The organism is Rathayibacter sp. VKM Ac-2759, assembly GCF_009834225.1.
Classification (GTDB): domain Bacteria; phylum Actinomycetota; class Actinomycetes; order Actinomycetales; family Microbacteriaceae; genus Rathayibacter.
This window is the reverse complement of the sequence record NZ_CP047176.1, coordinates 1,742,171-1,766,986: the sequence shown is the minus strand read 5'-3', so window position 1 is coordinate 1,766,986 and position 24,816 is coordinate 1,742,171. Positions and strand designations below refer to the sequence as shown.

Below are 24,816 nucleotides of genomic sequence, written 5' to 3'. Positions count from 1 at the left end.
TCGGGCGGCGGGGTCTCAGCCCTCGCCGATGGCGGCCTTGAGCTCGGCCTCGCGCTGGTGGTAGCCCTCGGAGACGGCCTCGCCGAGCTCCTTCGCCCTGCGGTTGAGGTCCTCGAAGAGCCGGGCTCCGGCGGGGGTCCGGGCGACCTGGTGCGCCAGGGCGAAGCCGAGGCCGATCCCGACGACGATCAGGGCGAGGTTCTTCACGGGTGTTCCTTCCACGGCGGCGGGGAGCGCGGGCCTTCTCGATTCTAGGGCGCGAGCCCGGGCCTACCTGGAGGAGGACCTGCGGGTGCGCCGGGAGCTCTTCGCGGCGCCGCGGCCGACGGAGTCGCCGACCTTCTCGGCGGTGCGCCCCGCGACGAGGACGGCGCGCACGCCCGCCGTGAAGCCGGCGAGCTTGATCAGCGGGCCGCCGATGGTGGCGGCGGTGAGGGCGATGAGCGCGTTGACGTTGCCGGTGACCTCGGCGACGTCCTTCGTGATCGTGTCGACGCGGGCGAGCTGCTGGTTCGCCTCGCGGATCGTCGAGGCCGACTCGTCGAGGATCGGGGTCAGGCCGTCGCTGGCCTGCTTGATCGCCTCGCTGGTGCTGTCGAACACGCGACCGAGCTTCCAGAGGGGGATGGCCGCGATCGCGACCAGGATCGCGAACACGCCCGCGGCGATGAGTCCCGCGATGTCTCCACCGGACACGGTGACCTCCGTTTCGACGCCGCTCGAGTGCGGCACTCCAGCCTAGACGCGGGGAGGGCCGGGGCCGGGCCGCGCCGGGGCCGCCGGTTAACGGGGAAGGCCCCGGCGTGAACCGGGGCCTTCCTCGTACGGGAGTCGACTCAGCGAGCCGCGTAGTACTCGACGACGAACTGCACTTCGCAGGTCACGGGGACCTCGGCGCGCTTCGGGCGGCGCAGGAGCGTGGCCTGGAGCTTGTCGATCTCGACCTCGAGGTAGCCCGGGGTCTTGGGGAGCACGTCGACGTGTCCACCGGCGGCGGCGACCTGGAAGGGGTCGGTGCCCTCGGAGCGCGGCTTGACGTGGATGACCTGGCCCGGCTTCACGCGGAAGGAGGGACGGTCGACCGTCTTGCCGTCCACCATGATGTGGCGGTGGGTGACGAACTGGCGGGCCTGCGCGGTGGTGCGGGCGAAGCCCGAGCGCAGGACGAGGGCGTCGAGGCGCATCTCGAGGAGCTCGACCAGGTTCTCACCGGTCAGGCCCTGGGTGCGGCGCGCCTCCTGGAAGGCGATGCGCAGCTGCTTCTCGCGGATGCCGTACTGGGCGCGCAGACGCTGCTTCTCACGAAGACGCACGGCGTAGTCGGAGTCGGCCTTGCGCTTCGAGCGGCCGTGCTCACCGGGAGCGTAGGGACGCTTCTCGAGGTAGCGGGCGGCCTTCGGGGTCAGGGGGATGCCGAGGGCGCGCGAGAGGCGCGTCTTCGAACGGGTACGGGAGGTGGTCGACACTGTGGTCCTTCCAAGGTCTGAGAGGTTCGGTCGCAGCCCTCGGCCGCCGGCTCCGGGAGGAGGGCGGTCGCCGTGGTCGTGTCCACTCGCGGGTGCGGGCGGAAGGGTGACCTCGGTGGCGGACTGCGCGATTCAGAGGGATCGCTGCTCCGCTCGGCTACAGAGCGGTGGGCAACCTCGCAAGACTACCACCTCGGCTCGGAGGCGTCACCCTCGGCCGCGGATGATCCGCAGCAGCTTCGCGAGCCGGGCCGAGACGTCGCGCTCGTTGCCGTGCTCGGTCGGCGCGTAGTAGCGCGCGCCCTGCAGGGAGTCGGGGAGGTACTGCTGCTCGAGGACGCCGAGCTCGGCGTCGTGGGGGTAGCGGTAGCCCTTGCCGTGACCGAGCCGCTTCGCGCCCGGGTAGTGCGCATCGCGGAGGTGCGCCGGCACCCGGCCCGCCCTGCCCGCGCGCACGTCGGCGATGGCGGCGTCGATGGCCGAGTAGGAGGCGTTCGACTTCGGCGCGGTGGCCAGGTGCACGACGGCCTGGGCCAGCGGGATGCGCCCCTCCGGCATGCCGATGAACTGCACCGCGTCGGCCGCGGCGATCGCGACGACGAGCGCCTGCGGGTCGGCCATCCCGATGTCCTCGGACGCCGAGACGATGATGCGGCGGGCGATGAAGCGCGGGTCCTCCCCCGCCTCGATCATCCGCGCCAGGTAGTGCAGCGCCGCGTCGACGTCGGATCCGCGGATGGACTTGATGAAGGCGCTGATGACGTCGTAGTGCTCGTCGCCGTTGCGGTCGTAGCGCAGCAGCGCACGGTCGACGGCGCGGGCGACGACCTCGGTGGTGATGAGCGGCAGCTCCGGCTCCTCCGGTGCGGCGGGCTCGTCGTCCTCGTCCTCGTCGTCCTCGTCGGCGCCGCCGCCCTCCGCCTCGGCCCGGGAGACGCGGTCGGCCTCGCGCCCCTCGGACCGGGCGGAGGTCGCCGCGGCCTCGAGCGCCGTCAGCGCCCGGCGGGCGTCTCCCGAGGCGAGCCGCACGATGCTCGCGCGCGCCTCCTCGTCGAGGCGGACGGAGTCGCGCAGGCCGCGCTCGTCGTGCAGCGCGCGGTCGACGAGGACGCCCAGGTCGTCGTCGCTGAGCGGCTCGAGGGTGAGCAGCAGGGACCGCGAGAGCAGCGGGGCGATCACCGAGAAGGACGGGTTCTCGGTGGTGGCGGCGATGAGGATGACCCAGCCGTTCTCGACTCCCGGTAGAAGCGCGTCCTGCTGGGCCTTGGTGAAGCGGTGGATCTCGTCGAGGAAGAGGACCGTGGAGGTGCCGTAGAGATCGCGGGTGGACAGCGCCTCCTCCATCACCTGGCGCACGTCCTTCACGCCGGCGGTCACCGCGGAGAGCTCGACGAAACGGCGCCCGCTCGAGTGCGCGACGGCCTGGGCGAGCGTCGTCTTGCCCGTGCCGGGAGGGCCCCAGAGGATGACCGAGACCGCTCCCCTCTCTCCGGTGAGGTCGGCCGCGAGGGCGACGAGGGGCGAGCCGGGGGTGAGCAGGTGGCGCTGACCGGCGACCTCCTCGAGGCTGCGCGGGCGCATCCGCACGGCGAGCGGAGTCGCGCCCGAGCGGAGTCCGGCCTGCTGCATGGTCATGGCGACCAGCGTAACGACGGCCTCCGACAGTGGCCGGGGCGCCGGGCTCCCCGGGTCCTCCCGGCGATGCGTTTTGTCGGCGCCGAGCCGCTTCTCGTAGGCTCTACGCCGTCCGCGCTCGCGCGGACCGCCGCGCCGGACTGGGGCGCGATCGGACACGGCGGAGGAACACGTGGCTCAAGGCAAGTCGAACGACCGCGAGGCGCGCACCCGGCTCCGGGCCTACCAGGCCCGTCAGAGCCTGCACCGGACCCGCGCGAAGCGCCGCACCCGCGACAACGTGATCGCGGCCGTCGCCGGGGTCGTCGTGATCGCCCTGGCCGTCATCGCCCAGCTCCTCTACTTCTCGGGCGGTCCGGGCACCCCGGTCGCCGAGCCGACCTCCTCCGAGAGCGCGACGCCGACGCCCGCCGCGACGGGCCAGAACACCGGCGACGTGCCCTCGAGCGACATCGCGGAGGGCCGCGACTGGACGGGCACGATGACGATCAACACCGACGCGCTCGGCATCACTCTGGCGGGCGCCGCCGCCCCGCAGGCGGTGTCCTCGTTCATCTCGCTCACGCAGTCGGGCTTCTACGACGGAGTCTCGTGCCACCGCCTCACCACCGAGGGCCTCTACGTGCTCCAGTGCGGCGACCCCGACGGCGACGGCACCGGCGGACCGGGCTACAGCTACGGGCCCGTCGAGAACGCGCCGGCCGACGGCGTCTACCCGGCCGGGACGATCGCCATGGCCCGCCAGTCGGGCAACGGCTACAGCCAGGGCAGCCAGTTCTTCCTCGTCTACCAGGACACCACGCTGCCGAGCGACGCCGCCGGCGGCTACACCGTCATCGGCCAGGTCACCTCGGGGCTGGACGCCCTCACCGCCGACGTCGTCGCGAAGGGCACGGCGGACGGGTCCGGCGACGGCGCCCCCGCGGAGCCGGTCTCGATCACCTCGGTCACCGTCCAGTAGCCCCGCGCGGCGACTGGCGTCGGGGGCACGAACCCCGGATGCGGGGAGTGCAATAGGCTGAACGTCACTGCCCGTTCGCGGTCGAGCGCGGTGACCGGCCCACCGGCCGTCGCGCCACCCCGGCCGAGGACCGGGTCAGTGATCGACAAGCCAGTTGTCGGTATGCCCAGTGTCGGAAAACCCAGCGTCGGAGCGGTCCCCTGTCGGAGAGCGCGGCGGGGCGGTTCCGATATCGAACAGCACGACATCGAACAGCAAGGTGAGGCTCCGAGCGATGAGTGACCAGCAGCCGTGGGGACGAGTCGGCGATGACGGGACGGTCTACGTCCGCGTCGGCGACGGGGAGCGCGAGGTCGGCCAGTACCCCGATGCGTCTCCCGAGGAGGCGCTCGCCTACTACGAGCGCAAGTACGTCGAGCTGGCCGGGCAGGTCTCCCTGCTCGAGCAGCGTGCGAAGAGGGGTGCTCCCGCGGGCGACGTCGCCCGCGCGGTGCAGACGCTGACCGCGGCCATCGCCGAGGCCCGGGCCGTCGGCGACCTCGAGGCCCTGCAGGCGCGAATCGGCGCCCTCGGCGGCTCCGTCGAGGACCTCACCGAGCAGCAGGCCGCGGAGTCCAAGGCCGCCCTGGCCGAGGCGCTCGCGTACCGCGAGGCCATCGTCACGGAGGCGGAGGCCCTCGCGGCCGTCGACCCCGCCAAGACGCAGTGGAAGCAGGCCAGCGCCGCGATCGACGAGCTGTTCGCCCGCTGGCAGAGCCACCAGCAGCAGGGTCCGCGACTGCCCAAGAACGAGGCGAACGACCTCTGGCGCCGGTTCCGCGGCGCCCGCACCACGATCGAGCAGAACCGCAAGGCCTTCTTCGCCGACCTCGACTCGGCGCACCGCGAGGCCAAGTCGGCCAAGCAGGCGCTCATCGATCAGGCGGAGGGCCTCGTGTCCCGCGGCGCCGAGGCGATCCCGGAGTACCGGGCGCTCCTCGAGCAGTGGCGGGTCGCAGGCCGGGCCGGCAAGCGGTTCGACGACGCGCTCTGGGCCCGCTTCAAGGCGGCGGGCGACGCGATCTACGGCGCGAAGGCCGAGATCGTCGCGCAGGAGAGCGTCGAGTACACCGAGAACCTCGACCTCAAGCTCGCCCTGCTCGAGGAGGCCGAGCCCCTGCTGCAGGAGGAGGACCGCGAGAAGTCCAAGCGCGTCCTGCTCTCGATCCAGGAGCGCTGGGACGCGATCGGCCGGGTCCCGCGCGAGCAGGTCCGCACGATCGAGGACCGCCTGCGCAAGGTCGAGGCCCACGTCCGCAAGCTCGACGAGGAGCACTGGAACCGCAGCAACCCCGAGCGCAAGGCGCGCTCGGAGGGGCTCGCGTCGCAGCTGACCGCGGCGATCCAGAAGCTCCAGGACGAGCTCGACGAGGCGAAGGCCCGCGGCGACCAGACCGCGATCCGTCAGGCCCAGGAGGCTCTCGACGCTCGCAAGGTCTGGCTCGACGCCCTCGGCTGAGTCTCCACCACCTCGACGCCCGAGGCCGATCCCTCCACAGATCGGCCGGCGGCGCACCGGAGGGGAGGCGCCTCGTCCACGCTGAGTGGATGACGCGCCTCCCCTCCGTTCTGCTTCCGGGGTCCGAGACCCTCCCCGGGCGCCTGCCCCTCACCGAGCTCTGCGCCGCCCGGCTCGACGGCGAGCTGATCGCCGTCGACGAGGCGTACCTCGTCGCCGATCTCCCCCTCGGCCCGGCCGAGCGCGGGGCGGCCCTACTCGCGGTCCTCCCCCGCGGCACGGTGGCCGATCGCCGATCGGCGGCGTGGGTGCACGGCGCGTCGGTCGACCCGCCGCCGGTGCACAGCGCCTCCATCGACCGTCGGCACCGGCTGCACCCGCCCGTCCTCTCCCGGATCCGCTACCACGAGGTCCGGCTGGCGGACGACGACGTGGTGATCGTCGGCGGCTGCTCCGTGACGACGCCGGAGCGCACGCTCGTCGACCTCGCGCGGACGCGGGGCGAGTGCGACGACGCGCTGCTCCGGGCTCTGGCGGCTGCCACCGGTGTCACGCTCGACCGGCTGCTCGAGCGCCTCCGCCCCGAGGGCCGGCCGGCCGTCGCCGGGAGGCGGATCGCCGTCGACAGGCTGTCCACGGCGCTCGCCCCCTCGGCGCGGTGAGCGGCTCAGCCGGCGTTGACCCGGTAGACGTCGTAGACCGCGTCGATCCGGCGCACGGCGTTCAGCACGCGGTCGAGGTGGGTGGTGTCGCCCATCTCGAAGACGAAGCGGCTGATCGCCAGGCGGTCGCTCGAGGTCGACACGGTCGCCGAGAGGATGTTCACGTGGTGCTCCGAGAGCACGCGGGTCACGTCGCTGAGCAGTCCCGAGCGGTCGAGCGCCTCGACCTGGATCTGCACCAGGAAGATGCTCTTGGACGACGGCGCCCACTCGACGTCGACGATCCGCTCCGGCTCCTTGAGCAGCTCCTGCACGTTGTGGCAGTTGGCCTGGTGCACCGAGACGCCCGCACCGCGGGTGACGAAGCCGACGATCTGGTCCCCCGGGACCGGCGTGCAGCACTTGGCGAGCTTGACCAGGATGTCGGGGGCGCCCTTGACCAGCACACCCGACTCGCTGCTGCGGCTGCGCGGGCGCGGAGAGCGCGGGAGGGTGACCTCGTTCTCGTCCGACTCCGGATCACCCTGGATCGAGGCGACGACCTTCTCGAGCACCGACTGCGTCGACACGTGGCCCTCGCCGACGGCGGCGTAGAGGGCCTCGACGTCGTTGTAGCGGAGCTGGCTGGCCACCTCGGTGAAGGTGTCCTGGCTCATCAGCTTCTGCAGTGGGAGGTTCTGCTTGCGCATCGCGCGGGCGATCGAGTCCTTGCCCTGCTCGATGGCCTCGTCGCGGCGCTCCTTGGTGAACCACTGGCGGATCTTGTTGCGCGCACGCGGGCTCTGGACGAAGTTCAGCCAGTCCTGGCTCGGGCCGGAGTCGGGGTTCTTCGAGGTGAAGACCTCGACGACGTCCCCCGTGGTGAGCGAGGACTCGAGCGGGACGAGACGCCCGTTGACCTTCGCGCCCATGGTGCGGTGGCCCACCTCGGTGTGCACGGCGTAGGCGAAGTCGACCGGAGTCGCGCCGGTCGGCAGCCCGATGACCCGGCCCTTCGGCGTGAAGACGTAGACCTCCTTCGCTCCGATCTCGAAGCGGAGGGAGTCGAGGAACTCGTTCGGGTCGGTCGTCTCGGACTGCCAGTCGGAGAGGTGGGCGAGCCAGGCGAGATCGGTGTCGTTCGAGCCGTTCGTGGGCACCTTGCCGGTGGCCATCTGCTCCTTGTACTTCCAGTGCGCCGCGATGCCGAACTCCGCGTGCTGGTGCATCTCGTTCGTGCGGATCTGGATCTCGACCGCGCGGCCCTTCGGGCCGACGACCGTCGTGTGCAGCGACTGGTAGAGGTTGAACTTCGGAGTCGCGATGTAGTCCTTGAAGCGCCCGGGCATCGGGGTCCACCGGGCGTGGATCGAACCGAGGACCGCGTAGCAGTCGCGCACCGAGTTGACGAGCACGCGGATGCCGACGAGGTCGTAGATCTCGTCGAACTCGCGCCCTCGAACGACCATCTTCTGGTAGATCGAGTAGTACTGCTTCGGCCGTCCGACGACGCGGCCTCGGATCTTGCCGGCGCGCAGATCCTCGCTGATGAGGTCGATGACGCTCTGCACGAACTCCTCGCGCTGAGGCGTGCGCACCTTCACGAGACTCTCGATCTCGTTGTAGATCTTGGGGTAGAGCACGGCGAACGAGAGGTCCTCGAGCTCCCACTTGATCGCCTGGATGCCGAGGCGGTGGGCGAGGGGGGCGTAGATCTCGAGCGTCTCGGTGGCCTTGCGGGCAGCCGACTCCGCCGGGACGAAGCCCCACGTGCGCGCGTTGTGCAGCCGGTCGGCGAGCTTGATGATCAGCACGCGGATGTCCTTCGACATCGCGACGATCATCTTGCGGACGGTCTCGGCCTGGGCGCTGTCGCCGTACTTGACCTTGTCGAGCTTGGTCACGCCGTCGACCAGCATCGCGACCTCGTCGCCGAAGTCGGCGCGCAGCTCATCGAGCTTGTAGTCGGTGTCCTCGACCGTGTCGTGCAGGAGCGCGGCGGCGATCGTCTTCGAGCCGATGCCGAGATCGGCGAGGATCTGCGCGACCGCGAGGGGGTGCGTGATGTACGGCTCGCCGCTGCGGCGCTTCTGCCCCGAGTGCGCGCGCTCGGCGACCGAGTAGGCCCGCTCGATCAGCGCGATGTCGCTCTTGGGGTGGTGCATCCGCACCGTGCGCACCAGGGTGTCGACCGCCCCGGAGGGCTGAGCGCGCGAGAAGATCCGCGGGACCAGTCTGCGCAGGGCAGCCGTCGAGGACGTGGTCGTGGTGTCGCTCACGCGGGCATCTCCATCGCCCCATTATCGCCCGCGTCGGCCGCTCCCGTGACCGCTCCGCCCAGGGCGGACGGGAGCGGCGTCAGTCGATCCGGCCGGGAGTCCCGTCGCCCGCGACGACAGCGCCTCCGGCCGCCGCCCAGGCGGTCATGCCGGCCTCGACGTTGGCGACCTCGTACCCGGCCCGGTCGAGGGCCTGCGTCACCATGGCCGATCGGACGCCCGAGTGGCAGACGACGAGGATCGCCGCCTCCGCGGGCAGCTCGTCCTGCCGCCCGCCCAGCTCGCCCATCGGGATGTGGTGGGCGGCGGGCGCGTGGCCCGCCTCCCACTCGTGCGGCTCGCGCACGTCGAGCAGCCAGACCTCGTCGCGCCCGACGAGGCCGACCGCATCGGCGGCGGAGACCTGTGCGTACTCGGCCACGACGCCTCCTACGAGCCCTGCACGACGGGCGTGACGGCCCGCTCGCGAGCGGTGACGACGCGCTTGTCGTGCTTGGCCACGTCGGCCTCACGGCTGCGCAGCTGCGCGTAGAGCGGAGCCGCCACGAAGATCGTGGAGTAGGTGCCCACGATGATGCCGATCAGCAGCGCAAGGGAGATGTCGCGCAGCGTCCCGGCTCCAAGGACGAACGCTCCGATGACGAGGATCGCGGCGACCGGGAGTGCGGCCACGATCGACGTGTTGATCGAGCGCACCAGGGTCTGGTTCTCGGCGAGGTTCACCGTCTCGGAGAACGTCTTCGTCGTGCTGCCGAGCGCCTCCGCCGTGTTCTCGCGGATCTTGTCGAAGACCACGACCGTGTCGTAGAGCGAGTAGCCGAGGATCGTCAGGAGGCCGATGACTGCGGCAGGCGACACCTCCGTGCCGGTGATGCCGTAGACGCCGGCCACGATCACGAGGTCGTGGAGCAGGGCGACGATCGCCGCCAGCGACATCTTCCAGGTGCGGAAGTACGCCCACATGGCCAGAGCCGCCAGCACCACGAAGATGATCAGGCCGCGCACCGCCTGCTGCGTGACGTCCGAGCCCCAGGCCGCCCCGATGAAGGAGGAGGCGACCTGGTCGTTCGGGACGCTGTAGGCCTCGGCCAGGGCGTTGCGGACGGCGGTCGACTCGTCGGTCGAGAGCTGGCTGGTCTGCACGCGGATCGAGTCGTCGCCGACGACCGAGACGCGCGGGACGGCGTCGGCCGACACCGAGGTCACCGCATCGGTCGCGGCGGCCTGGTCGAGGCTCGACGGCGAGGTGACCGTGAACTCCGAGCCGCCGGTGAACTCGATGCTGAAGTTGAATCCTCCGCGAGCGGCCGTCCCGAGGACGGTCAGGAGGATGATCGCGATCGAGATCAGGTACCAGGTGCGGCGGCGGCCGACGAAGTCGACCGAGCGCTTGCCGGTGTAGAGGTCGTTTCCGAACTGCGAGAAGCTGGCCATCACGCGTCCTTCCCGTTCGCATCGTTGGACGTCGACCGGCCGGCCGCCTCAGCGGCCTTGCGCTCGGCGATGGTCTGGCGCTTGGCGGCCTCGCGGGCGGCCGAGGAGCCCCTGCCCGCGACGACCGCGTCCTGTGGACGGAACGCCGCCCGACCGCGGTACACGGCGCCGAGGGCGCGCGGGTCGAGCCCGGACGCCCGATGCCCCTCGGAGAAGAACTTCGTCGTCGCGAGCAGCTGCAGCATCGGGTGCGTGAACAGGATCACGACCACGAGGTCGATCAGCGTCGTGATGCCGAGCGTGAGTGCGAAGCCGCGGACGCTGCCGACCGCGAGGGCGAACAGCACGACGGCCGCGAGGAGGTTGACCATGTCGGACGCGAAGATCGTGCGCAGCGCCCGCCGCCAGCCGGCTTCGACCGAGGACTCGAGCCCCCGCCCGTCGCGCAGCTCGTCGCGGATGCGCTCGAAGTAGACGATGAACGAGTCGGCCGTGATGCCGATCGCCACGATCAGACCGGCGACTCCCGCGAGGGAGAGACGCAGCCCCTCCCGCCACGACAGGATCGTCACCACGAGGTAGGTCACGATCGCGGCCACCATCAGCGACGCGATGGTCACGGCGCCGAGCACGCGGTACTGGGCGATCGAGTAGACGACGACGAGGATCAGGCCGATGAGTCCGGCGAGCAGGCCGCTGGCGAGCTGCGTCGACCCGAGCGTCGCCGAGATGCTGTCGGAGCTCTGCACCTGGAAGCCGATCGGCAGGGCGCCGTACTTGAGCTGGTCGGCCAGGGTCTTGGACGACTCCTGGGTGAACGAGCCCGAGATCTGGGCGTTGCCGTCGGTGATCGCGGCGTTCGTGGACGGGGCCGAGATGACCCGGCCGTCGAGGACGATCGCGAACTGGTTCTGCGAGCCGGTCAGCGCGACCAGACGCGAGGTGACGGCGCCGAAGGCCTCGGTGCCCTGATCGTCGAAGGAGAGGTTGACGGCCCAGGTGCCGGTGCTGGCGCCCGAGGAGGTCGTCATCAGGCCGTTCGAGGCGTCGGAGATGTCCTCGCCGGTGATCTCGACCGGGCCGAGGATGTACTTCACGGTCCCGCTGTCGTCGCAGGTGATCAGCGGCTGATCGGCGGGCGCGAGGTTCGGGTCCTGGCTGTTGAGGAACGCGCAGTCGAACGACGTGTACTGCGCCTCGAGCGCCGGGGTGACGTAGGCGAGGTCGCTCGCGTTCGACGGCGACGCGGTCGGCGTGGTCGAGAGCGACGGGTCGACGGGTGTCGGCGTCGGGGAGGCGGTCGAATCGCCTCCGACCGCGGTGTTCGTGGCCTGGCTGGCGACCAGCACGGGGCGGAAGTCGAGCTTCGCCGAGGCCTCGATGCGCTGCAGCGTCTCGTCATCGGGCGTGCCCGGGATCGAGACGACGATGTTGCTCGAGCCCTGAGTCGTGATCTCGGCCTCGGAGACGCCGGACGCGTCGATGCGCTGTCGGATGATCGAGACGGCCTGGGTCAGCTGCTCCGACGAGACGGTCTCACCGTCGGTCAGCTGCGGCTGGAGGACGATCTGCGTGCCGCCCTCGAGGTCGAGTGCGAGCTTCGGAGTCCAGGAGCCACCGCCCCAGAGGACGGCAGCGGTGTTGAGCCCGACGAGAGCGAGGATCAGGACACCGAGCCAGCTCAGAGAGCGCCGGGCCTTCCGGACGGGGGTTGATGCGGCCACCCAGGGCTCAGCTTTCTCTTCGTTCGACGGTGATCGGCCAGGGATGCGCCCCGGACGTGGAAGGGCGGGCGAGGCGCTCTCGCGCCCGGCCCGCCCTGGAGACTACTGCGCGTCCGGCTTGCGGTCGCGGTCGAGGGGGTCGACCAGCGGGTCCTGGTGCGCGGCGTCGCGCTCGCCGAACGCGGGCGACTCGCCGGCGACGACCGGCTCGGCCTCGTCCTCGTCGGTGACGGCGACCTCGTTCTCGGCCGGGTCGATGATGCGGGCGATCGCCTGGCGGTGGATCGTCAGGAGCGTGCCGGGGGTCGACTCGATGACGACCTTGTTCTCGTCGTCGTCGATCGAGACGACGGTGCCGAACAGACCGGAGCCCGTCATCAGCTCGGCTCCGGGGACGAGGCCGCTCTTCATCTTCTCCGCATCACGCTGCCGCTTCTTGTTGTTGCGGAACATGAAGATGATCATCACGGCGAGAAGAAGGACGAGCAGAATGATCGTCGGATCCATGGGTGAGCCTTCCGGAGTGGGTGGCGATCCTCGGCGTCAGTGCCGGTCGTGAGCGGATCGAGCGGCCCGTCGGGCCTTGAAGATTATAGGTCATCTCCGAAGAGGGACTGCTGGGGCCCCGCCGAGGGGCCGCCGCGAGGCTCCAGGCCGAAGTGGCGCCACGCGGCCGGAGTCGCGACCCTCCCCCGCGGCGTGCGGGTCAGCAGCCCGATCCGCACGAGGAACGGCTCGACGACGGCCTCGACGGTCTCGGCCTCCTCCCCCACCGAGACGGCGAGGGTGTTGAGGCCGACCGGGCCGCCGTCGAAGCGGGTCAGCACGATGTCCATCACCGCGCGGTCGAGGCGGTCGAGTCCGAGCGGATCGACGTCGTAGAGATCCAGCGCAGCGCGGACCGCGGTGACATCGGCGCGTCCGCCGTGCACGAGGGCGAAGTCGCGGACGCGGCGCAGCAGCCGGTTGGCGATGCGCGGGGTGCCCCGGCAGCGGCCGGCGATCTCGGCGACGGCCTCGCCGTCGATGTCGAGATCGAGCAGACGCGCGGCACGAGTGAGGACCTGCCGCAGCTCGTCCTCCGCGTAGAACTCGAGGTGGGCCGTGAATCCGAAGCGGTCGCGCAGCGGATTCGGCAGGAGGCCCGAGCGGGTCGTGGCTCCGACCAGGGTGAAGGGGGCGAGGTCGAGCGGGACGGAGGTGGCTCCGGCGCCCTTGCCGACCATGATGTCGATGCGGAAGTCCTCCATCGCCAGGTAGAGCATCTCCTCCGCCGAGCGCGCCATCCGGTGGATCTCGTCGATGAAGAGGATCTCGCCCGGCAGGAGCGAGGACAGCACCGCCGCGAGGTCGCCCGCGTGCTGGATCGCCGGGCCGCTCGAGAGGCGCAGCGGCGAGGAGCTCTCCTCGGCCACGATCATCGCCAGCGTGGTCTTGCCGAGACCGGGAGGGCCCGCGAGCAGGATGTGGTCCGGCGTGCGGCCCTGCATCGCAGCCGCCTTGAGCAGCAGCTCGAGCTGGCCGCGCACCTTCCGCTGCCCGACGAACTCGCTGAGGCTCTTGGGGCGCAGCGCCCCTTCGAACGCGATCTCGGCCTCGGAGGCGACCTCGGGGCCGAGCACGTCGTCGCTCACGAGCGCGCCGCCGGGCCGAGGCGGGCGAGAGCGAGGCGGAGGAGCGCCTGGACGTTCGCGGTGTCGGAGGCCTGCGCATCGAGGAGGATCTCGTCGACGACCTCGGCGGCGGTGCGCTCGGGCCAGCCGAGGCCGACCAGGGCCGAGAGGACGCTCTGCGCGGCGGTGGCTCCGGGCCCCGACCCGCGAGCGGCCCGCGGTCGCACGGCGAGCTTGCCGGCGAGGCTCAGCACGATGAGCTTCGCGGTCTTGGGCCCGATGCCGGTCACCTTGCGGAACACGGCGTCGTCCTCGTCGGCGACGGCCTGCGCGATGCGGTCGGGCTCGATCGCGCCGAGGACGCCGAGAGCGGACTTCGGGCCGACTCCCGTCACTCCGATGAGCAGCTCGAAGATCTCGAGCTGCTCGGCGTCGGGGAAGCCGTAGAGCGTCAGCGAGTCCTCGCGGACGATCAGCGTCGTGGTGAGGGTCGTCTCGTCTCCGACGCGCAGCTCGAGCGCGTGTTGCGGGGTCACGTTGACCGCGTAGCCGACGCCGTGGACGTCGACGACGGCGAGACTCCCGCGGGCGGAGAGGACGGTGCCGCGGAGGGAGGAGATCACCGCGTCAGTCTAGGTGCTCGAACAGGCGTTCGAGTGGAGGCCTCCGCGGCGCGCCACGCCCGCTGCGCCGGAGTCTCGTCTCCGGCGCCGCCCGGGGTGGCGAGCGGGGCGCGCCAGGCGTGGCAGACCGCCAGCGCGAGGGCGTCCGCGGCGTCGGCCGGAGTCGGTGGGGCGTCCAGGCGCAGGACGCGCTGGATCATCGCGGTGACCTGCCGCTTGTCGGCGGCTCCGTAGCCGGTCACGGCCGCCTTCACCTCGCTCGGGGTGTGCATGCCGACCGGGAGCGAGCGGCGGGCGGCGGCGACGAGCGCGACTCCGCTGATCTGCGCGATGCCCATCACGGTGCGCACGTTGTTCTGCGCGAACACGCGCTCGATGGCGACCGCGTCGGGCCGGTGCTCGTCGAGCAGCGCCTCGATGCCGTCACCGAGTGCGAGCAGCCGGCGCTCGAGAGCGTCGTCGGTCGGGGTCCGCAGCACGCTGACGTGCACGAGCGTCGCCCGGCGGTCACGGGCGACGTCGACGATCCCGACTCCGCAGCGGGTGAGCCCCGGATCGATCCCGAGGACGCGCATCAGAGCGCCCGCCAGGAACGGACCGGGGTCACCGCGTCACTCCTCGTCGTTCTCGAGCTCGGCGCGCACCTCGGGCGTGATGTCGAGGTTCGTGTAGACGTTCTGCACGTCGTCCGAGTCATCGAGCGCGTCGATGAGGCGGAACACCTTGCGGGCGGTGTCGGCGTCGGCCTCGACCTGGAGGGAGGCGACGAACTCGACGTCGGCCGAGTCGTAGTCGATGCCGGCCTCCTGGAGCGCCGAGCGCGCCGGGACGAGCTCGCTCGGCTCGGTGCGGACCTCGAAGCTCTCGCCGTGGTCGATGACGTCGTCGACGCCGAAGTCGAGGACCGCGCCCAGCACGTCGTCCTCGGAGACGCTGTCGCCGTGCGGCACCGAGATGACGCCCTTGCGCGCGAAGTTGTAGGCGACGCTGCCCGGATCGGCCATCGTGCCGCCGTTGCGGGTCATCGCCGTGCGGACGTCGGCCGCGGCACGGTTCTTGTTGTCGGTGAGGCACTCGACGAGGAGTGCGATCCCGTTGGGGCCGTAGGCCTCGTACATGATCGTCGTGTAGTCGATGACCTCACCGGTGAGGCCGGCGCCGCGCTTGATCGCGCGGTCGATGTTGTCGTTCGGGACCGAGGTCTTCTTCGCCTTCTGCACGGCGTCGACGAGCGTCGGGTTGCCGGAGAGGTCGGCGCCGCCGATCTTGGCGGCCACCTCGATGTTCTTGATCAGCTTGGCGAACGACTTCGCGCGACGCGAGTCCTTGATCGCCTTCTGGTGCTTGGTCGTGGCCCACTTGGAATGCCCGGACACGGTGCTCCCTCGGAATGTTCGTTTCGACGCGACCCCCGGAGGCGCCGCCCAATAGCTGGCCCAGTCTAACTTCCGGGTCGGTCCCTGCCCGCAGTACCGCGCCGGAGCCGCCCGCCCGCCGTGCCGCACCGGAGCCGGTCCCCGCCGGCCGTGCGGCACCGGAGCCGGTCCCCGCCGGCCGTGCGGCACCGGAGCCGGTCCCCGCCCGGCTCCGCGCAGTCGGCTCACCGAGGTGGTCGCGCAGATGGAGCGTCATGCGCCCGGCTACGACGATTCGCTGGAACGCGAATCATCGGTTCGCCTCGCAGAAGTGGGATCCGACTCCGATTCCCGGGTCGATCCGTCAGAGACGCCCCGTGATAATCGCGAACACGGTGCATCTTCGACGGATCGATCGCTGTCCTGGGCCTCCGCCGAACAGTGCGTCTCTGGCGGTCAACCTGCAGATCGGCGACCGCCTCCGAGGCGGGCCTCGATACGCCCCTGCGGGGCTACTCGACCAGCAGCGAAGGGACAGCCGTGGTGTCGAAGATGCTCATCTGAAGGGATGGCCTGCAGATCGGCGACCATCCGCGAGGCGAACAGGCGATTCGCGTGTCAGCGAATCGGCGTAGCCGTTCGCAGGACGCTCCACCTGCGCGACCACCTCTGGGAGCCGACTGCGCCGCGCCGGGCGGGGATCGGTGCGGACGCGGTCGTTGCGCTCAGCGCAGCAACCGCGAGAGGACGCGGTCGGCGAGCGGCTTCCCGCCCGTCTGACAGGTGGGGCAGTACTGGAGGGTGGAGTCGGCGAAGATCACCTGGCGGACGGTGTCGCCGCAGACCGGGCACGGTTCGCCGGTGCGGCCGTGGACCCGCATGCCGAGCTTCTTCTCGCGTTTGAGGTCGGCGGCGTGCAGGCCCTCGGCGCGCGTCAGCGCCTCCTCGAGGGTGTAGCGGAGGGCGGTGTAGAGGCGGTCGAGCTCCTCGGGTGTCACCGAGGCGGGCTTGAACGGCGACATGCGCGCGACGTGCAGGATCTCGTCGGAGTAGGCGTTGCCGATCCCCGCGATGCGCGACTGGTCGCGGAGGACTCCCTTGAGCTGGGCGCGGCCCGCCGTCGCGAGGATCGCTCCGAGGATCTCCTCGGTGAAGGCGGGATCGAGCGGGTCCGGTCCGAGGCGGGCGACGCCGGGGACGTCGCGCGGGTCGGCGACGATCGAGAGCGCGAGGCTCTTCTTGGTGCCCGCCTCGGTGATGTCGAAGCCGGAGCCGTCCTCGAGGACCAGGCGCGCCGCGAGCGGGCCGCGGCCGGGCTTGACGGGAGCGGTGGGCCGCTCGGGACGCCAGCGCACCCAGCCGGCGCGCGCGAGGTGCAGGAGCACGTGGGCGTCGCCGATCGCCAGGTCGAGGAACTTGCCGTGCCGGGTCACTCCGTGGACCGTCCGCCCCGCGAGGGACGACGGCGGGATCGCGACGGTCTTGAGCGCCGAGATCGCGTACACGCTGAGGCTCTCGAGGACGCGGCCGCCGAGCCGTTCGTCGAGGTCGCGCGCGAGCGCCTGCACTTCGGGGAGTTCGGGCATGCGACCACTGTGGACCGCACGTCCGACACGGTCCACCCCTGGCGGACGACGCTGGAGGGCGTCAGGCCCCGAAGCGGGTCGCCGCGACCTTCCGCAGGAACAGCTCGTGGAAGCGGTAGTCGCCGGTGATCTCGGGGTGGAAGGAGGTGCCGAGCAGGCTGCCCTGCTCGACGGCGACGACGCGGCCGTCCGCGACGGAGGCGAGCGCGGTCGCCCGCTCCCCCACGTCCTCGACGATCGGCGCGCGGATGAACACCGCGTGCATCGGCGGGTCGCCGATGGCGGGGATGTCGAGATCCGTCTCGAAGGAGTCGAGCTGGTTGCCGAAGGCGTTGCGGCGCACGGTCACGTCGAGACCGCCGAAGCTCGACTGGCCGTCGATGCGGTCGAGGACGCGGTCGGCGAGCATGATGAGCCCGGCGCAGGTGCCGTAGACCGGCAGGCCCGCGGCGATCGCCTCCTTGACCGGATCGGCGAGGCCGAAGAGCCGCGACAGCTTGTCCATCACCGTGGACTCGCCGCCCGGGATCACGAGACCGGCGACCGATTCCAGTTCGGAAGGGCGGCGGACCAGCACGACGTCGGCGCCGAGCTCGCGCAGCACGTGGGCGTGCTCGCGGAAGTCGCCCTGGAGGGCGAGGACACCGACGCGGAGGCCCTCGAGGGACTCGCGCGTCTCGCCCTCCCCCGCGACGGGCGCCTGCGCGCTACCAGCCACGCTCGGAGAGGCGGTGCGGCGCGGGCACATCGGCCACGTTGATGCCGACCATCGCCTCGCCGAGTCCGCGGGACGCCTCCGCGACGACCTTCGCGTCGTCGTAGAACGTCGTCGCCTTCACGATCGCCGCGGCGCGCTTCGCGGGCTCGCCCGACTTGAAGACACCGGAGCCCACGAACACGCCGTCGGCGCCGAGCTGCATCATCAGCGCGGCATCGGCCGGAGTCGCGACGCCGCCGGCCGTGAACAGCACGACGGGCAGCTTGCCGGTGCGCGCGATCTCGACGACCAGGTCGTAGGGGGCCTGCAGCTCCTTCGCCGCGACGTAGAGCTCGTCGTGGGTGAGGGACTTCAGGCGGTTGACCTCGGCCGAGATGGTGCGGATGTGCTTGGTGGCCTCGGAGACGTCGCCGGTGCCCGCCTCGCCCTTGGAGCGGATCATCGCCGCGCCCTCGGTGATGCGGCGCAGCGCCTCGCCCAGGTTCGTGGCACCGCAGACGAAGGGGACCGTGAACTTCCACTTGTCGATGTGGTTCACGTAGTCGGCGGGCGACAGGACCTCGGACTCGTCGATGTAGTCGACGCCGAGCTCCTGCAGGATCTGCGCCTCGACGAAGTGGCCGATGCGCGCCTTCGCCATGACGGGGATGGAGACCGCAGCGACGATGCCGTCGATGAGGTCGGGGTCGCTCATCCGCGCGACGCCGCCCTGCGAGCGGATGTCGGCGGGGACGCGCTCGAGCGCCATGACGGCGACCGCTCCCGCGTCCTCCGCGATGCGGGCCTGCTCGGCGTTGACGACGTCCATGATGACGCCGCCCTTGAGCATCTCGGCGAGCCCGCGCTTGACGCGGCTCGAGCCGAACTGCTCGGGGGCGGACGAGGACGAAGGAGTGGTGTCAGTCATGTTCGCGGTGTCCTGTTCTGTGCGGCGTCTTCCGCCGACGGCAGCTAAGTCTACGAGAGGGTGTCGGATGCCCGCGGCGCTGGACACGCAGGCCTCCGCGGTCTAGTCGACCGGCCAGGCTGCGGCGATGCTCGCCCGGACGTCGCCGAGCAGCTGCGGCAGCGCCTTGGTGCGGGCGATGATCGGGAAGAAGTTGGCGTCGGTCGCCCAGCGCGGCACCACGTGCTGGTGCAGGTGCGCGGCGATCCCGGCTCCGGCGACCGCGCCCTGGTTCATCCCGAGGTTGAAGCCGTCGTTGTTCGACACCTCGCGGATGACGCGCATCGCGGTCTGGGTGAGCGCCCCGATCTCGGCCACTTCTTCGGGGGTGGCCTCGTCGTACAGCGGGATGTGGCGGTACGGGCAGACCAGGAGGTGGCCGGAGTTGTAGGGGAAGAGGTTGAGCAGCACGTAGGCGTGCTCGCCGCGGGCGACGATGAGCGCCTCCTCGTCGCTGAGCGTGGGAGCGACGCAGAAGGGGCAGTCGTGGGCACCGGGCTGACCCTTCTGGATGTAGACCATGCGATGCGGGGTCCACAGGCGCTGGAACTCGTCGGGGACGCCCGCGAGGTGCGCGGAGCCCTCCGCGCCCTCGGGGACGCGCTCCTCGGCGGCGGACTCCGCCGCCCGGGGATCGCCGGCCATCAGACCTGCGCCTTCGACGCGATGGCCTCCCGGATGCGGGCGACGGCGTCGGCGACGGGGATCCCGTTCTCCTGCGTGCCGTCCCGGAAGCGGAAGCTGACGGCTCCGGCGTCGCGGTCCTTCTCGCCGACGATGAGCTGGAAGGGAACCTTCTGCAGCGTCGCGTTGCGGATCTTCTTCTGCATCCGGTCGCTCGAGTAGTCGATCTCGGCGCGGACGCCGGACTTCTTCAGCTCGCCGATGACGCCCTCGAGATAGGGCAGGTACTCGTCGGCGATCGGGATGCCGATCACCTGGACGGGCGAGAGCCAGACCGGGAACGCACCCGCGTAGTGCTCGGTGAGGATCGCGAAGAAGCGCTCGATCGACCCGAACAGCGCGCGGTGGATCATCACCGGCTGCTTCTTCGTGCCGTCGGACGCGGTGTACTCGAGCTCGAAGCGCTCGGGCTGGTTGAAGTCCAGCTGGATCGTCGACATCTGCCAGGTGCGGCCGATGGCGTCGCGCGCCTGGACCGAGATCTTGGGACCGTAGAACGCGGCTCCTCCCGGGTCGGGCACGAGCTCGAGGCCGGAGGCGACGGCGACGGCGCGCAGCGACTCGATCGCCGCCTCCCACTGCTCGGGGTCGCCGACGAACTTGGGGTTGCCCTCCTCGTTCGTCGAGAGCTCGAGGTAGAAGTCGTCGAGGCCGTAGTCGCGCAGGACCTGCAGCACGAACTCGAGGTTGCGGGTCAGCTCGGCCGCCACGTCCTCCTGGGCGACGTAGATGTGCGCGTCGTCCTGGGTGAGTCCGCGGACACGCGTGAGGCCCTGCAGCGTTCCGCTCTTCTCGTAGCGGTAGACGGTGCCGAACTCGGCCAGACGCAGCGGCAGCTCGCGGTAGCTGCGGCCCCGCGAACGGAAGATCAGGTTGTGGAAGGGGCAGTTCATGGGCTTGAGGTAGTAGTCCTGGCCCTGGCGCGTGATCGTGCCGTCCTCGTCCTGCAGCTCGTCGAGGTGCATCGGGGGGAACATCCCCTCGGAGTACCACTGCAGGTGGCCGCTCGTCATGAAGAGGTCGCCCTTGGTGATGTGCGGCGAGTAGACGAGCTCGTAGTCGTGGGCGAGCAGCTGCTCGCGCATGTACTGCTCGATCTCGTAGCGGATGATGCCGCCCTTGGGGTGGAAGACCGCGAGTCCGGAGCCGATCTCGTCGGGGAAGGAGAAGAGGTCGAGCTCGTGCCCGATCTTGCGGTGGTCGCGGCGGGCCGCCTCCTCGAGCCGCGCCTGGTGCGCGCGCAGCTCGTCCTTGGTCGGCCAGGCGGTGCCGTAGACGCGCTGGAGCTGCGGGTTCTTCTCGGAGCCGCGCCAGTAGGCCGCGGCGTTGCGGGTCAGGGCGTAGCCGTTGCCGATCATCCGGGTGTTCGGGAGGTGCGGGCCGCGGCAGAGGTCCTTCCACACGGTGTCGCCGGTGCGGGGGTCGACGTTGTCGTAGATCGTCAGCTCCGCACCGCCGACCTCGACCGACTCGCCGTCGGAGCCTCCGCCCTTCAGCCCGATCAGCTCGAGCTTGTAGGGCTCGGCCGACAGCTCGGCGCGGGCCTCGTCCTCGGTCACGACGCGGCGCACGAAGCGCTGGCCCTGGCGGATGATGCGGTCCATCGCCTTCTCGAGGGCCTTCATCGCCTCGGGGGTGAAGGGCTCCTCGACGTCGAAGTCGTAGTAGAAGCCGTCGGTGACGGGCGGGCCGATGCCGAGCCGCGCCTCCGGGTTGATCTGCTGCACGGCCTGGGCGAGCACGTGGGCGGCGGAGTGGCGGAGGATGTCCAGCCCGTCGGGCGAGGAGATCAGGACGGGCTCGATGCGGTCGCCCGGGACGACGTCGGCGGCCAGATCGCGCAGTTCCCCGTTGACCCGGAGGGCGACGACGGCCCGATCGGTGAAGTGCGTGAACCCCGTTCCGGCCTCGGTCACCTCGAGGGACGACTCGTTCTCGGGGGGATTCGACGATTCGTTCGACACGCGCGGACACTCCTCAGGCTTCGCAGACCCCTCGACTTTAGTCGCCCTCGGGACGACGACCGACCGAGCGGAGAGGGCGCGGGACGACACCCGACGCGCCGCCCCGGCCGCCCCGGCCTCACCCGGCCGGCGGGCACCACCGCCCACCCGATCGAGCTCGCCGTGGTCTCCTCGACGGTGCCGCCACAGCTGCGCTCGGCGGCACGCTGGTCGTCCCGGCCCCCACCTCGGCGCGAGCGTCGACGTCGGCGGACGGATGGTTGCGGGCGGTGTCCTCGGCCGGACCGCAGCGCCCCGCGCGCCCTACAGCTCGCGCCCGAAGCAGACCGACAGATCGGACCCCTCGTAGGCCCCGAACAGCGGGATCGGCGCATAGCCCTCGCGCGAGTAGAAGCGGATCGCGTCCGGCTGCAGCGTGCCCGTCTCGAGCACCAGCCGCGCCGCGCCCCTGGCCCGTGCCCGCTCCTCCAGCGCCCGCAGGACCGCGGTCGACACCCCCGAGCCTCGCGCTCCCGGCGCCACGAACATCCGCTTCACCTCGATCGACCCCGGCCCGAGCACGGAGTCGTCGAGCGGGCGCAGTCCGCCGCACGCCACCGCCTCACCGCCCGAGTCGCGCGCCACGACGAACACCGGGACGTCCTCGGCCGACGGCGCCTGCCCCGGTTCGTGGTCGTCGCTCCCGTAGCGCTCGTCGAGCTCGCGGCGCTGGGCGGCCCGCAGCTCCTCCGCCGCCGGATGCGTCCACGCCACGTCCTCGATGCTCCAGTCCATCCGGCTCCGCCTCTCCGCTCCGCCGCGCGGAGCCCCGGCCATTCTCCCGGGCGCCCGTCGGCACCGCCCGCCCGCTCTAGAATCGGCGCATGCCCGACGACTCCGCTCCCGTTCCCGCGCCCGGCTGGTACCCGCACCCCGCCGACATCGGATCCGAGCTCTACTGGGACGGCACGTCGTGGACGGACCGCTCCCGCCCCGCCGCCGCGCCGGCGCCCTCCGTCCCGCTCTACGGCACGCCGAGCGCTCCCGATCAGCCGGCCCAGCAGCCCGAGCTCTACGCCTACCCGTCGGCCCCGTCCTCGTCCGCCGGCCGCAATCCGATGGCGATCGCGAGCCTCGTGCTCGGCATCATCAGCATCCTGATCAACCCGCTCCTGGTCCCCTCGATCCTCGCGATCGTGTTCGGCGTTCGTGGACGCGCGGCCGCCGAGAGCCTGGGCGGCGGACGCGGTCTGGCGACCGCGGGCCTCATCACCGGCATCGTCGGCATCGTCACCGGCGTCCTCTCCTTCCTCTCCAACCTGTCCGATCTCGCCGGGCTCGCGGGGTGAGCCGGGGGTCCCAAGTCGATGCGCCGATGACCGCGCGCCGGAGCGCCCCCTGGCTCTTCGTCGTCGCGGTCGCCCTGGTCGCCTTCGTCCTGCGCGGACCGATCGTCGCTCTGGCGCCGGTGATCGACGCGATCCGCGACGACCTCTCCCTCTCCTCCGGCCAGGCGGGCGTGCTCACCAGCATCCCCGTGCTCTGCTTCGCCCTGGCGACACCGCTCGCCCTCGTCGTGATCCGCCGGGCGGGGCCCGACGCCGCGGTCGTCGTCACGGTCCTCGGAGTCGCGCTGGGCACGATCCTCCGCTCGGCCGGAGACGTGGTCGCAGTGGTCGCCGGTACCGTCGTGATCGGCGTGTTCATCACCATCGGCAACGTCGTGGTGCCCGTCGTCATCCGCCGAGACGTCTCGCCGGAGCGCGTGGACCTCACGACCGGCGTCTACACGGCCGCGCTCAACATCGGCTCGACGATCACCTCGCTCGGCACCGCGCCCCTCGCGCTCGCGATCGGCTGGCGCGGCGCCCTGCTCGTCTGGCTCGTGCTGAACGCCCTCGCGCTGCTCGGCTGGCTGCTCGCCGTCGGTCCGGCCCGGGCGCTGAAGCCCGCCCCGCGCCGCACCGCCGATCGCGGTCCCGCCGCCCCCGCTCCGCGCATCTGGCGCAGCGCCACCGTCCTGGCCCTGGCCGTGTGCTTCTCGAGCCAGGCGTTCTCGTACTACGGAGTCACCGCGTGGCTGCCCACGCTCCTCGTCGACCGCAACGGCTTCACGATCGAGACGGCCGGCGCCAGCTCGTCGGTCTTCCAGCTCGCCGCGGTCGTCGGAGCGATCGGCGTCCCCCTGCTCGTGAAGCGCCTCCGGCCTCTGGGCAGCATCGCTCTGGTCGGCGTGCTCTGGTGCACCGTCCCCGCCGGGCTGCTGCTCGCACCACAGCTCTGGGCGCTCTGGTGCATCCTCGGCGGCATCGCGCAGGGCGGCGGATTCACCGTCGTCTTCGTCCTCGTCGTCCGGCTCTCGCAGTCGGATGCGCACGCCTCCCGCCTGTCCGCGACCGTGCAGGGCATCGGCTACGCCGTCGCCGCGACCGCCCCCACCGTGCTCGGCTTCGCCCACGACGCGAGCGGCGGCTGGGACGCGCCGCTCGCCGTGGTGCTCGGCGCCACGATCTCGTTCCTCCTCTTCGGCGTCTTCGCCGCGGCGCGCCACTCCCGCACCGCCTGACCCCCGTCAAGGCCCTCCGCCGGCGCCCCCGGGGCAATAGCGTGTCGGCATGGCCGAGAAGAGCACGACCCGTGAGAAGACCGCGCCCGAGCCCGATGACGCGCGCAAGCCCGACGAGGTCAGCGACATCACCAAGCGCTCCTGGCTGTACGTCCTGAAGAAGACGGGTCGCGAGTTCGGCGCCGACCAGTGCACCGACCTCGCCGCCGCACTCACGTACTACGCCGTGCTCGCCCTCTTCCCGGCGCTGCTCGCGATCGTCTCCGTCCTCGGCGTCTTCGGCCAGGCGCAGGCCACCACCGACACCGTCCTCGAGCTCGTGGGCAACCTCGCCTCGGCCCAGGTGGTCGACCTGCTGCGCGACCCGATCGAGTCGCTGACCAGCTCCCCCGCCGCCGGCCTCGCCCTCATCACCGGAATCGTCGGCGCGATCTGGTCCGCATCCGGCTACGTCGGCGCGTTCGGCCGGGCGATGAACCGCATCTACGAGATCGACGAGGGCCGCCCCTTCTGGAAGCTCCGTCCCACCATGCTCGGCGTCACCGTCGTCACCGTGGTCCTCATCGTCGTCGCGGCACTCCTGCTCGTGCTGAGCGGCCCGGTCGCCTCGGCCGTCGGCGATGTCGTGGGCCTCGGCCCGGCGGCGCTCACGGTGTGGAACATCGTCAAGTGGCCGGTCCTCCTGCTGATCGCCGTCGTGATCATCGCGGTCCTGTACTACTTCGCGCCGAACATCCGGCAGCCGAAGTTCCGCTGGATCAGCACCGGGGCGTTCCTCGCCCTCGCGATCTGGCTGATCGCCTCGGTCGGCTTCGCCTTCTACGTCGCGAACTTCTCGAACTACGACAAGACGTACGGCTCGCTGGGTGCGGTCATCGTCTTCCTCCTCTGGATCTGGATCACGAACATCGCCCTGCTCTTCGGCGCCGAGTTCGACGCCGAGCTCGAGCGCGGCCGTCAGCTCCAGGCCGGCATCGAGGCCGAGGAGACCCTGCAGCTCCCGCCCCGCGACACCGCGGCGAGCGAGAAGAAGCAGGCCGTGCACGAGCAGGACGTCCGCGACGGCAAGTGGATCCGGCTCTCGAACGAGAACCGCTCCTCCGACGCCCCGGCCCAGGACGACGAGGCCGCGAAGAGCTGACCG

The 24,816-nt window shown here is 71.3% G+C and carries 25 protein-coding genes; 6 read left to right on the top strand and 19 right to left on the bottom strand.

Translation table 11 applies throughout. The annotated features are described in order from the left end of the window. Positions 1 to 15: 15 nt before the first annotated feature. The 4 genes from GSU68_RS08130 to GSU68_RS08115 form a co-directional block, all read right to left on the bottom strand. Positions 16 to 207: a Na+ dependent nucleoside transporter N-terminal domain-containing protein gene (locus tag GSU68_RS08130; RefSeq protein WP_159907139.1), complete on the bottom strand. Its 192-nt coding sequence runs from the start codon at positions 205 to 207 to the stop codon at positions 16 to 18. A 63-nt stretch (positions 208 to 270) separates the two neighbouring features. Further along, positions 271 to 696 carry a DUF948 domain-containing protein gene (locus tag GSU68_RS08125; protein ID WP_159907137.1) on the bottom strand — a complete coding sequence of 142 codons (426 nt, stop codon included), beginning with the start codon at positions 694 to 696 and terminating at the stop codon, positions 271 to 273. A 140-nt stretch (positions 697 to 836) separates the two neighbouring features. Further along, positions 837 to 1,466: a 30S ribosomal protein S4 gene (gene rpsD, locus GSU68_RS08120; RefSeq protein ID WP_056042936.1), complete on the bottom strand. Its 630-nt coding sequence runs from the start codon at positions 1,464 to 1,466 to the stop codon at positions 837 to 839. A 207-nt stretch (positions 1,467 to 1,673) separates the two neighbouring features. Continuing rightward, positions 1,674 to 3,101, bottom strand: coding sequence for a replication-associated recombination protein A (locus GSU68_RS08115; RefSeq protein WP_159907135.1), 1,428 nt, complete (start codon positions 3,099 to 3,101; stop codon positions 1,674 to 1,676). 172 nt (positions 3,102 to 3,273) lie between these two features. On the opposite strand from GSU68_RS08115, the gene GSU68_RS08110 reads away from it, so the two are divergent. The 3 genes from GSU68_RS08110 (at position 3,274) to GSU68_RS08100 (ending at position 6,222) form a co-directional block, all read left to right on the top strand. Beyond that, positions 3,274 to 4,062: a peptidylprolyl isomerase gene (locus tag GSU68_RS08110; RefSeq protein ID WP_159907133.1), complete on the top strand. Its 789-nt coding sequence runs from the start codon at positions 3,274 to 3,276 to the stop codon at positions 4,060 to 4,062. A 274-nt stretch (positions 4,063 to 4,336) separates the two neighbouring features. After that, on the top strand, positions 4,337 to 5,560 hold the full coding sequence (locus tag GSU68_RS08105; RefSeq protein WP_159907131.1) for a DUF349 domain-containing protein: 1,224 nt from the start codon (positions 4,337 to 4,339) through the stop codon (positions 5,558 to 5,560). Positions 5,561 to 5,649: 89 nt separating this feature from the next. Then, the gene (locus GSU68_RS08100) at positions 5,650 to 6,222 is read left to right on the top strand and encodes a type IV toxin-antitoxin system AbiEi family antitoxin (protein ID WP_159907129.1); all 573 of its coding nucleotides are present in this window, start codon (positions 5,650 to 5,652) and stop codon (positions 6,220 to 6,222) included. Positions 6,223 to 6,227: 5 nt separating this feature from the next. Here the strand turns inward: GSU68_RS08100 and GSU68_RS08095 are convergent, their stop codons facing one another. From GSU68_RS08095 to GSU68_RS08025, 15 genes are all read right to left on the bottom strand, one after another. Further along, on the bottom strand, positions 6,228 to 8,480 hold the full coding sequence (locus GSU68_RS08095) for a bifunctional (p)ppGpp synthetase/guanosine-3',5'-bis(diphosphate) 3'-pyrophosphohydrolase (protein WP_159907127.1): 2,253 nt from the start codon (positions 8,478 to 8,480) through the stop codon (positions 6,228 to 6,230). A 79-nt stretch (positions 8,481 to 8,559) separates the two neighbouring features. Beyond that, positions 8,560 to 8,901, bottom strand: coding sequence for a rhodanese-like domain-containing protein (locus GSU68_RS08090; RefSeq protein WP_159907125.1), 342 nt, complete (start codon positions 8,899 to 8,901; stop codon positions 8,560 to 8,562). A gap of 8 nt (positions 8,902 to 8,909) precedes the next feature. Then, on the bottom strand, positions 8,910 to 9,914 hold the full coding sequence (gene secF / locus GSU68_RS08085; protein ID WP_159907123.1) for a protein translocase subunit SecF: 1,005 nt from the start codon (positions 9,912 to 9,914) through the stop codon (positions 8,910 to 8,912). Then, positions 9,914 to 11,638 (bottom strand): protein translocase subunit SecD, encoded by a 1,725-nt coding sequence (gene secD, locus GSU68_RS08080; RefSeq protein WP_159907121.1) that lies wholly within the window; start codon positions 11,636 to 11,638, stop codon positions 9,914 to 9,916. Before secD ends, secF begins: the two co-directional genes overlap by 1 nt. A gap of 102 nt (positions 11,639 to 11,740) precedes the next feature. Then, complete coding sequence (yajC, locus tag GSU68_RS08075; RefSeq protein ID WP_159907119.1) at positions 11,741 to 12,145, bottom strand: preprotein translocase subunit YajC; 405 nt, start codon at positions 12,143 to 12,145, stop codon at positions 11,741 to 11,743. Between the two features lie 83 nt (positions 12,146 to 12,228). Continuing rightward, complete coding sequence (ruvB, locus tag GSU68_RS08070) at positions 12,229 to 13,272, bottom strand: Holliday junction branch migration DNA helicase RuvB (protein ID WP_159907117.1); 1,044 nt, start codon at positions 13,270 to 13,272, stop codon at positions 12,229 to 12,231. Next, a complete protein-coding gene (gene ruvA, locus GSU68_RS08065) occupies positions 13,269 to 13,874 on the bottom strand; it encodes a Holliday junction branch migration protein RuvA (protein WP_159907115.1) in 606 nt (201 codons plus the stop codon). Before ruvA ends, ruvB begins: the two co-directional genes overlap by 4 nt. Beyond that, on the bottom strand, positions 13,871 to 14,449 hold the full coding sequence (gene ruvC, locus GSU68_RS08060; protein ID WP_159907113.1) for a crossover junction endodeoxyribonuclease RuvC: 579 nt from the start codon (positions 14,447 to 14,449) through the stop codon (positions 13,871 to 13,873). The genes ruvA and ruvC overlap by 4 nt, the downstream gene beginning before the upstream one ends. 36 nt (positions 14,450 to 14,485) lie before the next feature. Next, complete coding sequence (locus GSU68_RS08055) at positions 14,486 to 15,250, bottom strand: YebC/PmpR family DNA-binding transcriptional regulator (protein WP_159907111.1); 765 nt, start codon at positions 15,248 to 15,250, stop codon at positions 14,486 to 14,488. A gap of 704 nt (positions 15,251 to 15,954) precedes the next feature. Next, on the bottom strand, positions 15,955 to 16,815 hold the full coding sequence (locus tag GSU68_RS08050) for a DNA-formamidopyrimidine glycosylase family protein (RefSeq protein WP_159907109.1): 861 nt from the start codon (positions 16,813 to 16,815) through the stop codon (positions 15,955 to 15,957). A 61-nt stretch (positions 16,816 to 16,876) separates the two neighbouring features. Beyond that, positions 16,877 to 17,533 carry a pyridoxal 5'-phosphate synthase glutaminase subunit PdxT gene (pdxT, locus tag GSU68_RS08045; RefSeq protein ID WP_279631062.1) on the bottom strand — a complete coding sequence of 219 codons (657 nt, stop codon included), beginning with the start codon at positions 17,531 to 17,533 and terminating at the stop codon, positions 16,877 to 16,879. After that, entirely contained in the window at positions 17,523 to 18,440 is a 918-nt protein-coding gene (pdxS, locus tag GSU68_RS08040) for a pyridoxal 5'-phosphate synthase lyase subunit PdxS (protein WP_159907105.1), read from the bottom strand. Before pdxS ends, pdxT begins: the two co-directional genes overlap by 11 nt. Before the next feature lie 102 nt (positions 18,441 to 18,542). Next, positions 18,543 to 19,124, bottom strand: a complete 582-nt coding sequence (locus GSU68_RS08035; RefSeq protein ID WP_159907103.1) for an HIT domain-containing protein — start codon at positions 19,122 to 19,124, stop codon at positions 18,543 to 18,545. Further along, a complete protein-coding gene (gene thrS, locus GSU68_RS08030; RefSeq protein ID WP_244259472.1) occupies positions 19,124 to 21,079 on the bottom strand; it encodes a threonine--tRNA ligase in 1,956 nt (651 codons plus the stop codon). Before thrS ends, GSU68_RS08035 begins: the two co-directional genes overlap by 1 nt. Before the next feature lie 351 nt (positions 21,080 to 21,430). Then, a complete protein-coding gene (locus tag GSU68_RS08025; RefSeq protein ID WP_159907099.1) occupies positions 21,431 to 21,901 on the bottom strand; it encodes a GNAT family N-acetyltransferase in 471 nt (156 codons plus the stop codon). A gap of 89 nt (positions 21,902 to 21,990) precedes the next feature. On the opposite strand from GSU68_RS08025, the gene GSU68_RS08020 reads away from it, so the two are divergent. The 3 genes from GSU68_RS08020 to GSU68_RS08010 are packed head-to-tail and all read left to right on the top strand — an operon-like array spanning position 21,991 to position 24,813. Next, positions 21,991 to 22,455: a DUF4190 domain-containing protein gene (locus tag GSU68_RS08020; RefSeq protein WP_159907097.1), complete on the top strand. Its 465-nt coding sequence runs from the start codon at positions 21,991 to 21,993 to the stop codon at positions 22,453 to 22,455. A gap of 26 nt (positions 22,456 to 22,481) precedes the next feature. Then, a complete protein-coding gene (locus tag GSU68_RS08015) occupies positions 22,482 to 23,672 on the top strand; it encodes an MFS transporter (protein ID WP_159907095.1) in 1,191 nt (396 codons plus the stop codon). Between the two features lie 49 nt (positions 23,673 to 23,721). Beyond that, a complete protein-coding gene (locus GSU68_RS08010; protein WP_159907093.1) occupies positions 23,722 to 24,813 on the top strand; it encodes a YihY/virulence factor BrkB family protein in 1,092 nt (363 codons plus the stop codon). The last annotated feature ends 3 nt before the right edge of the window (positions 24,814 to 24,816 follow it).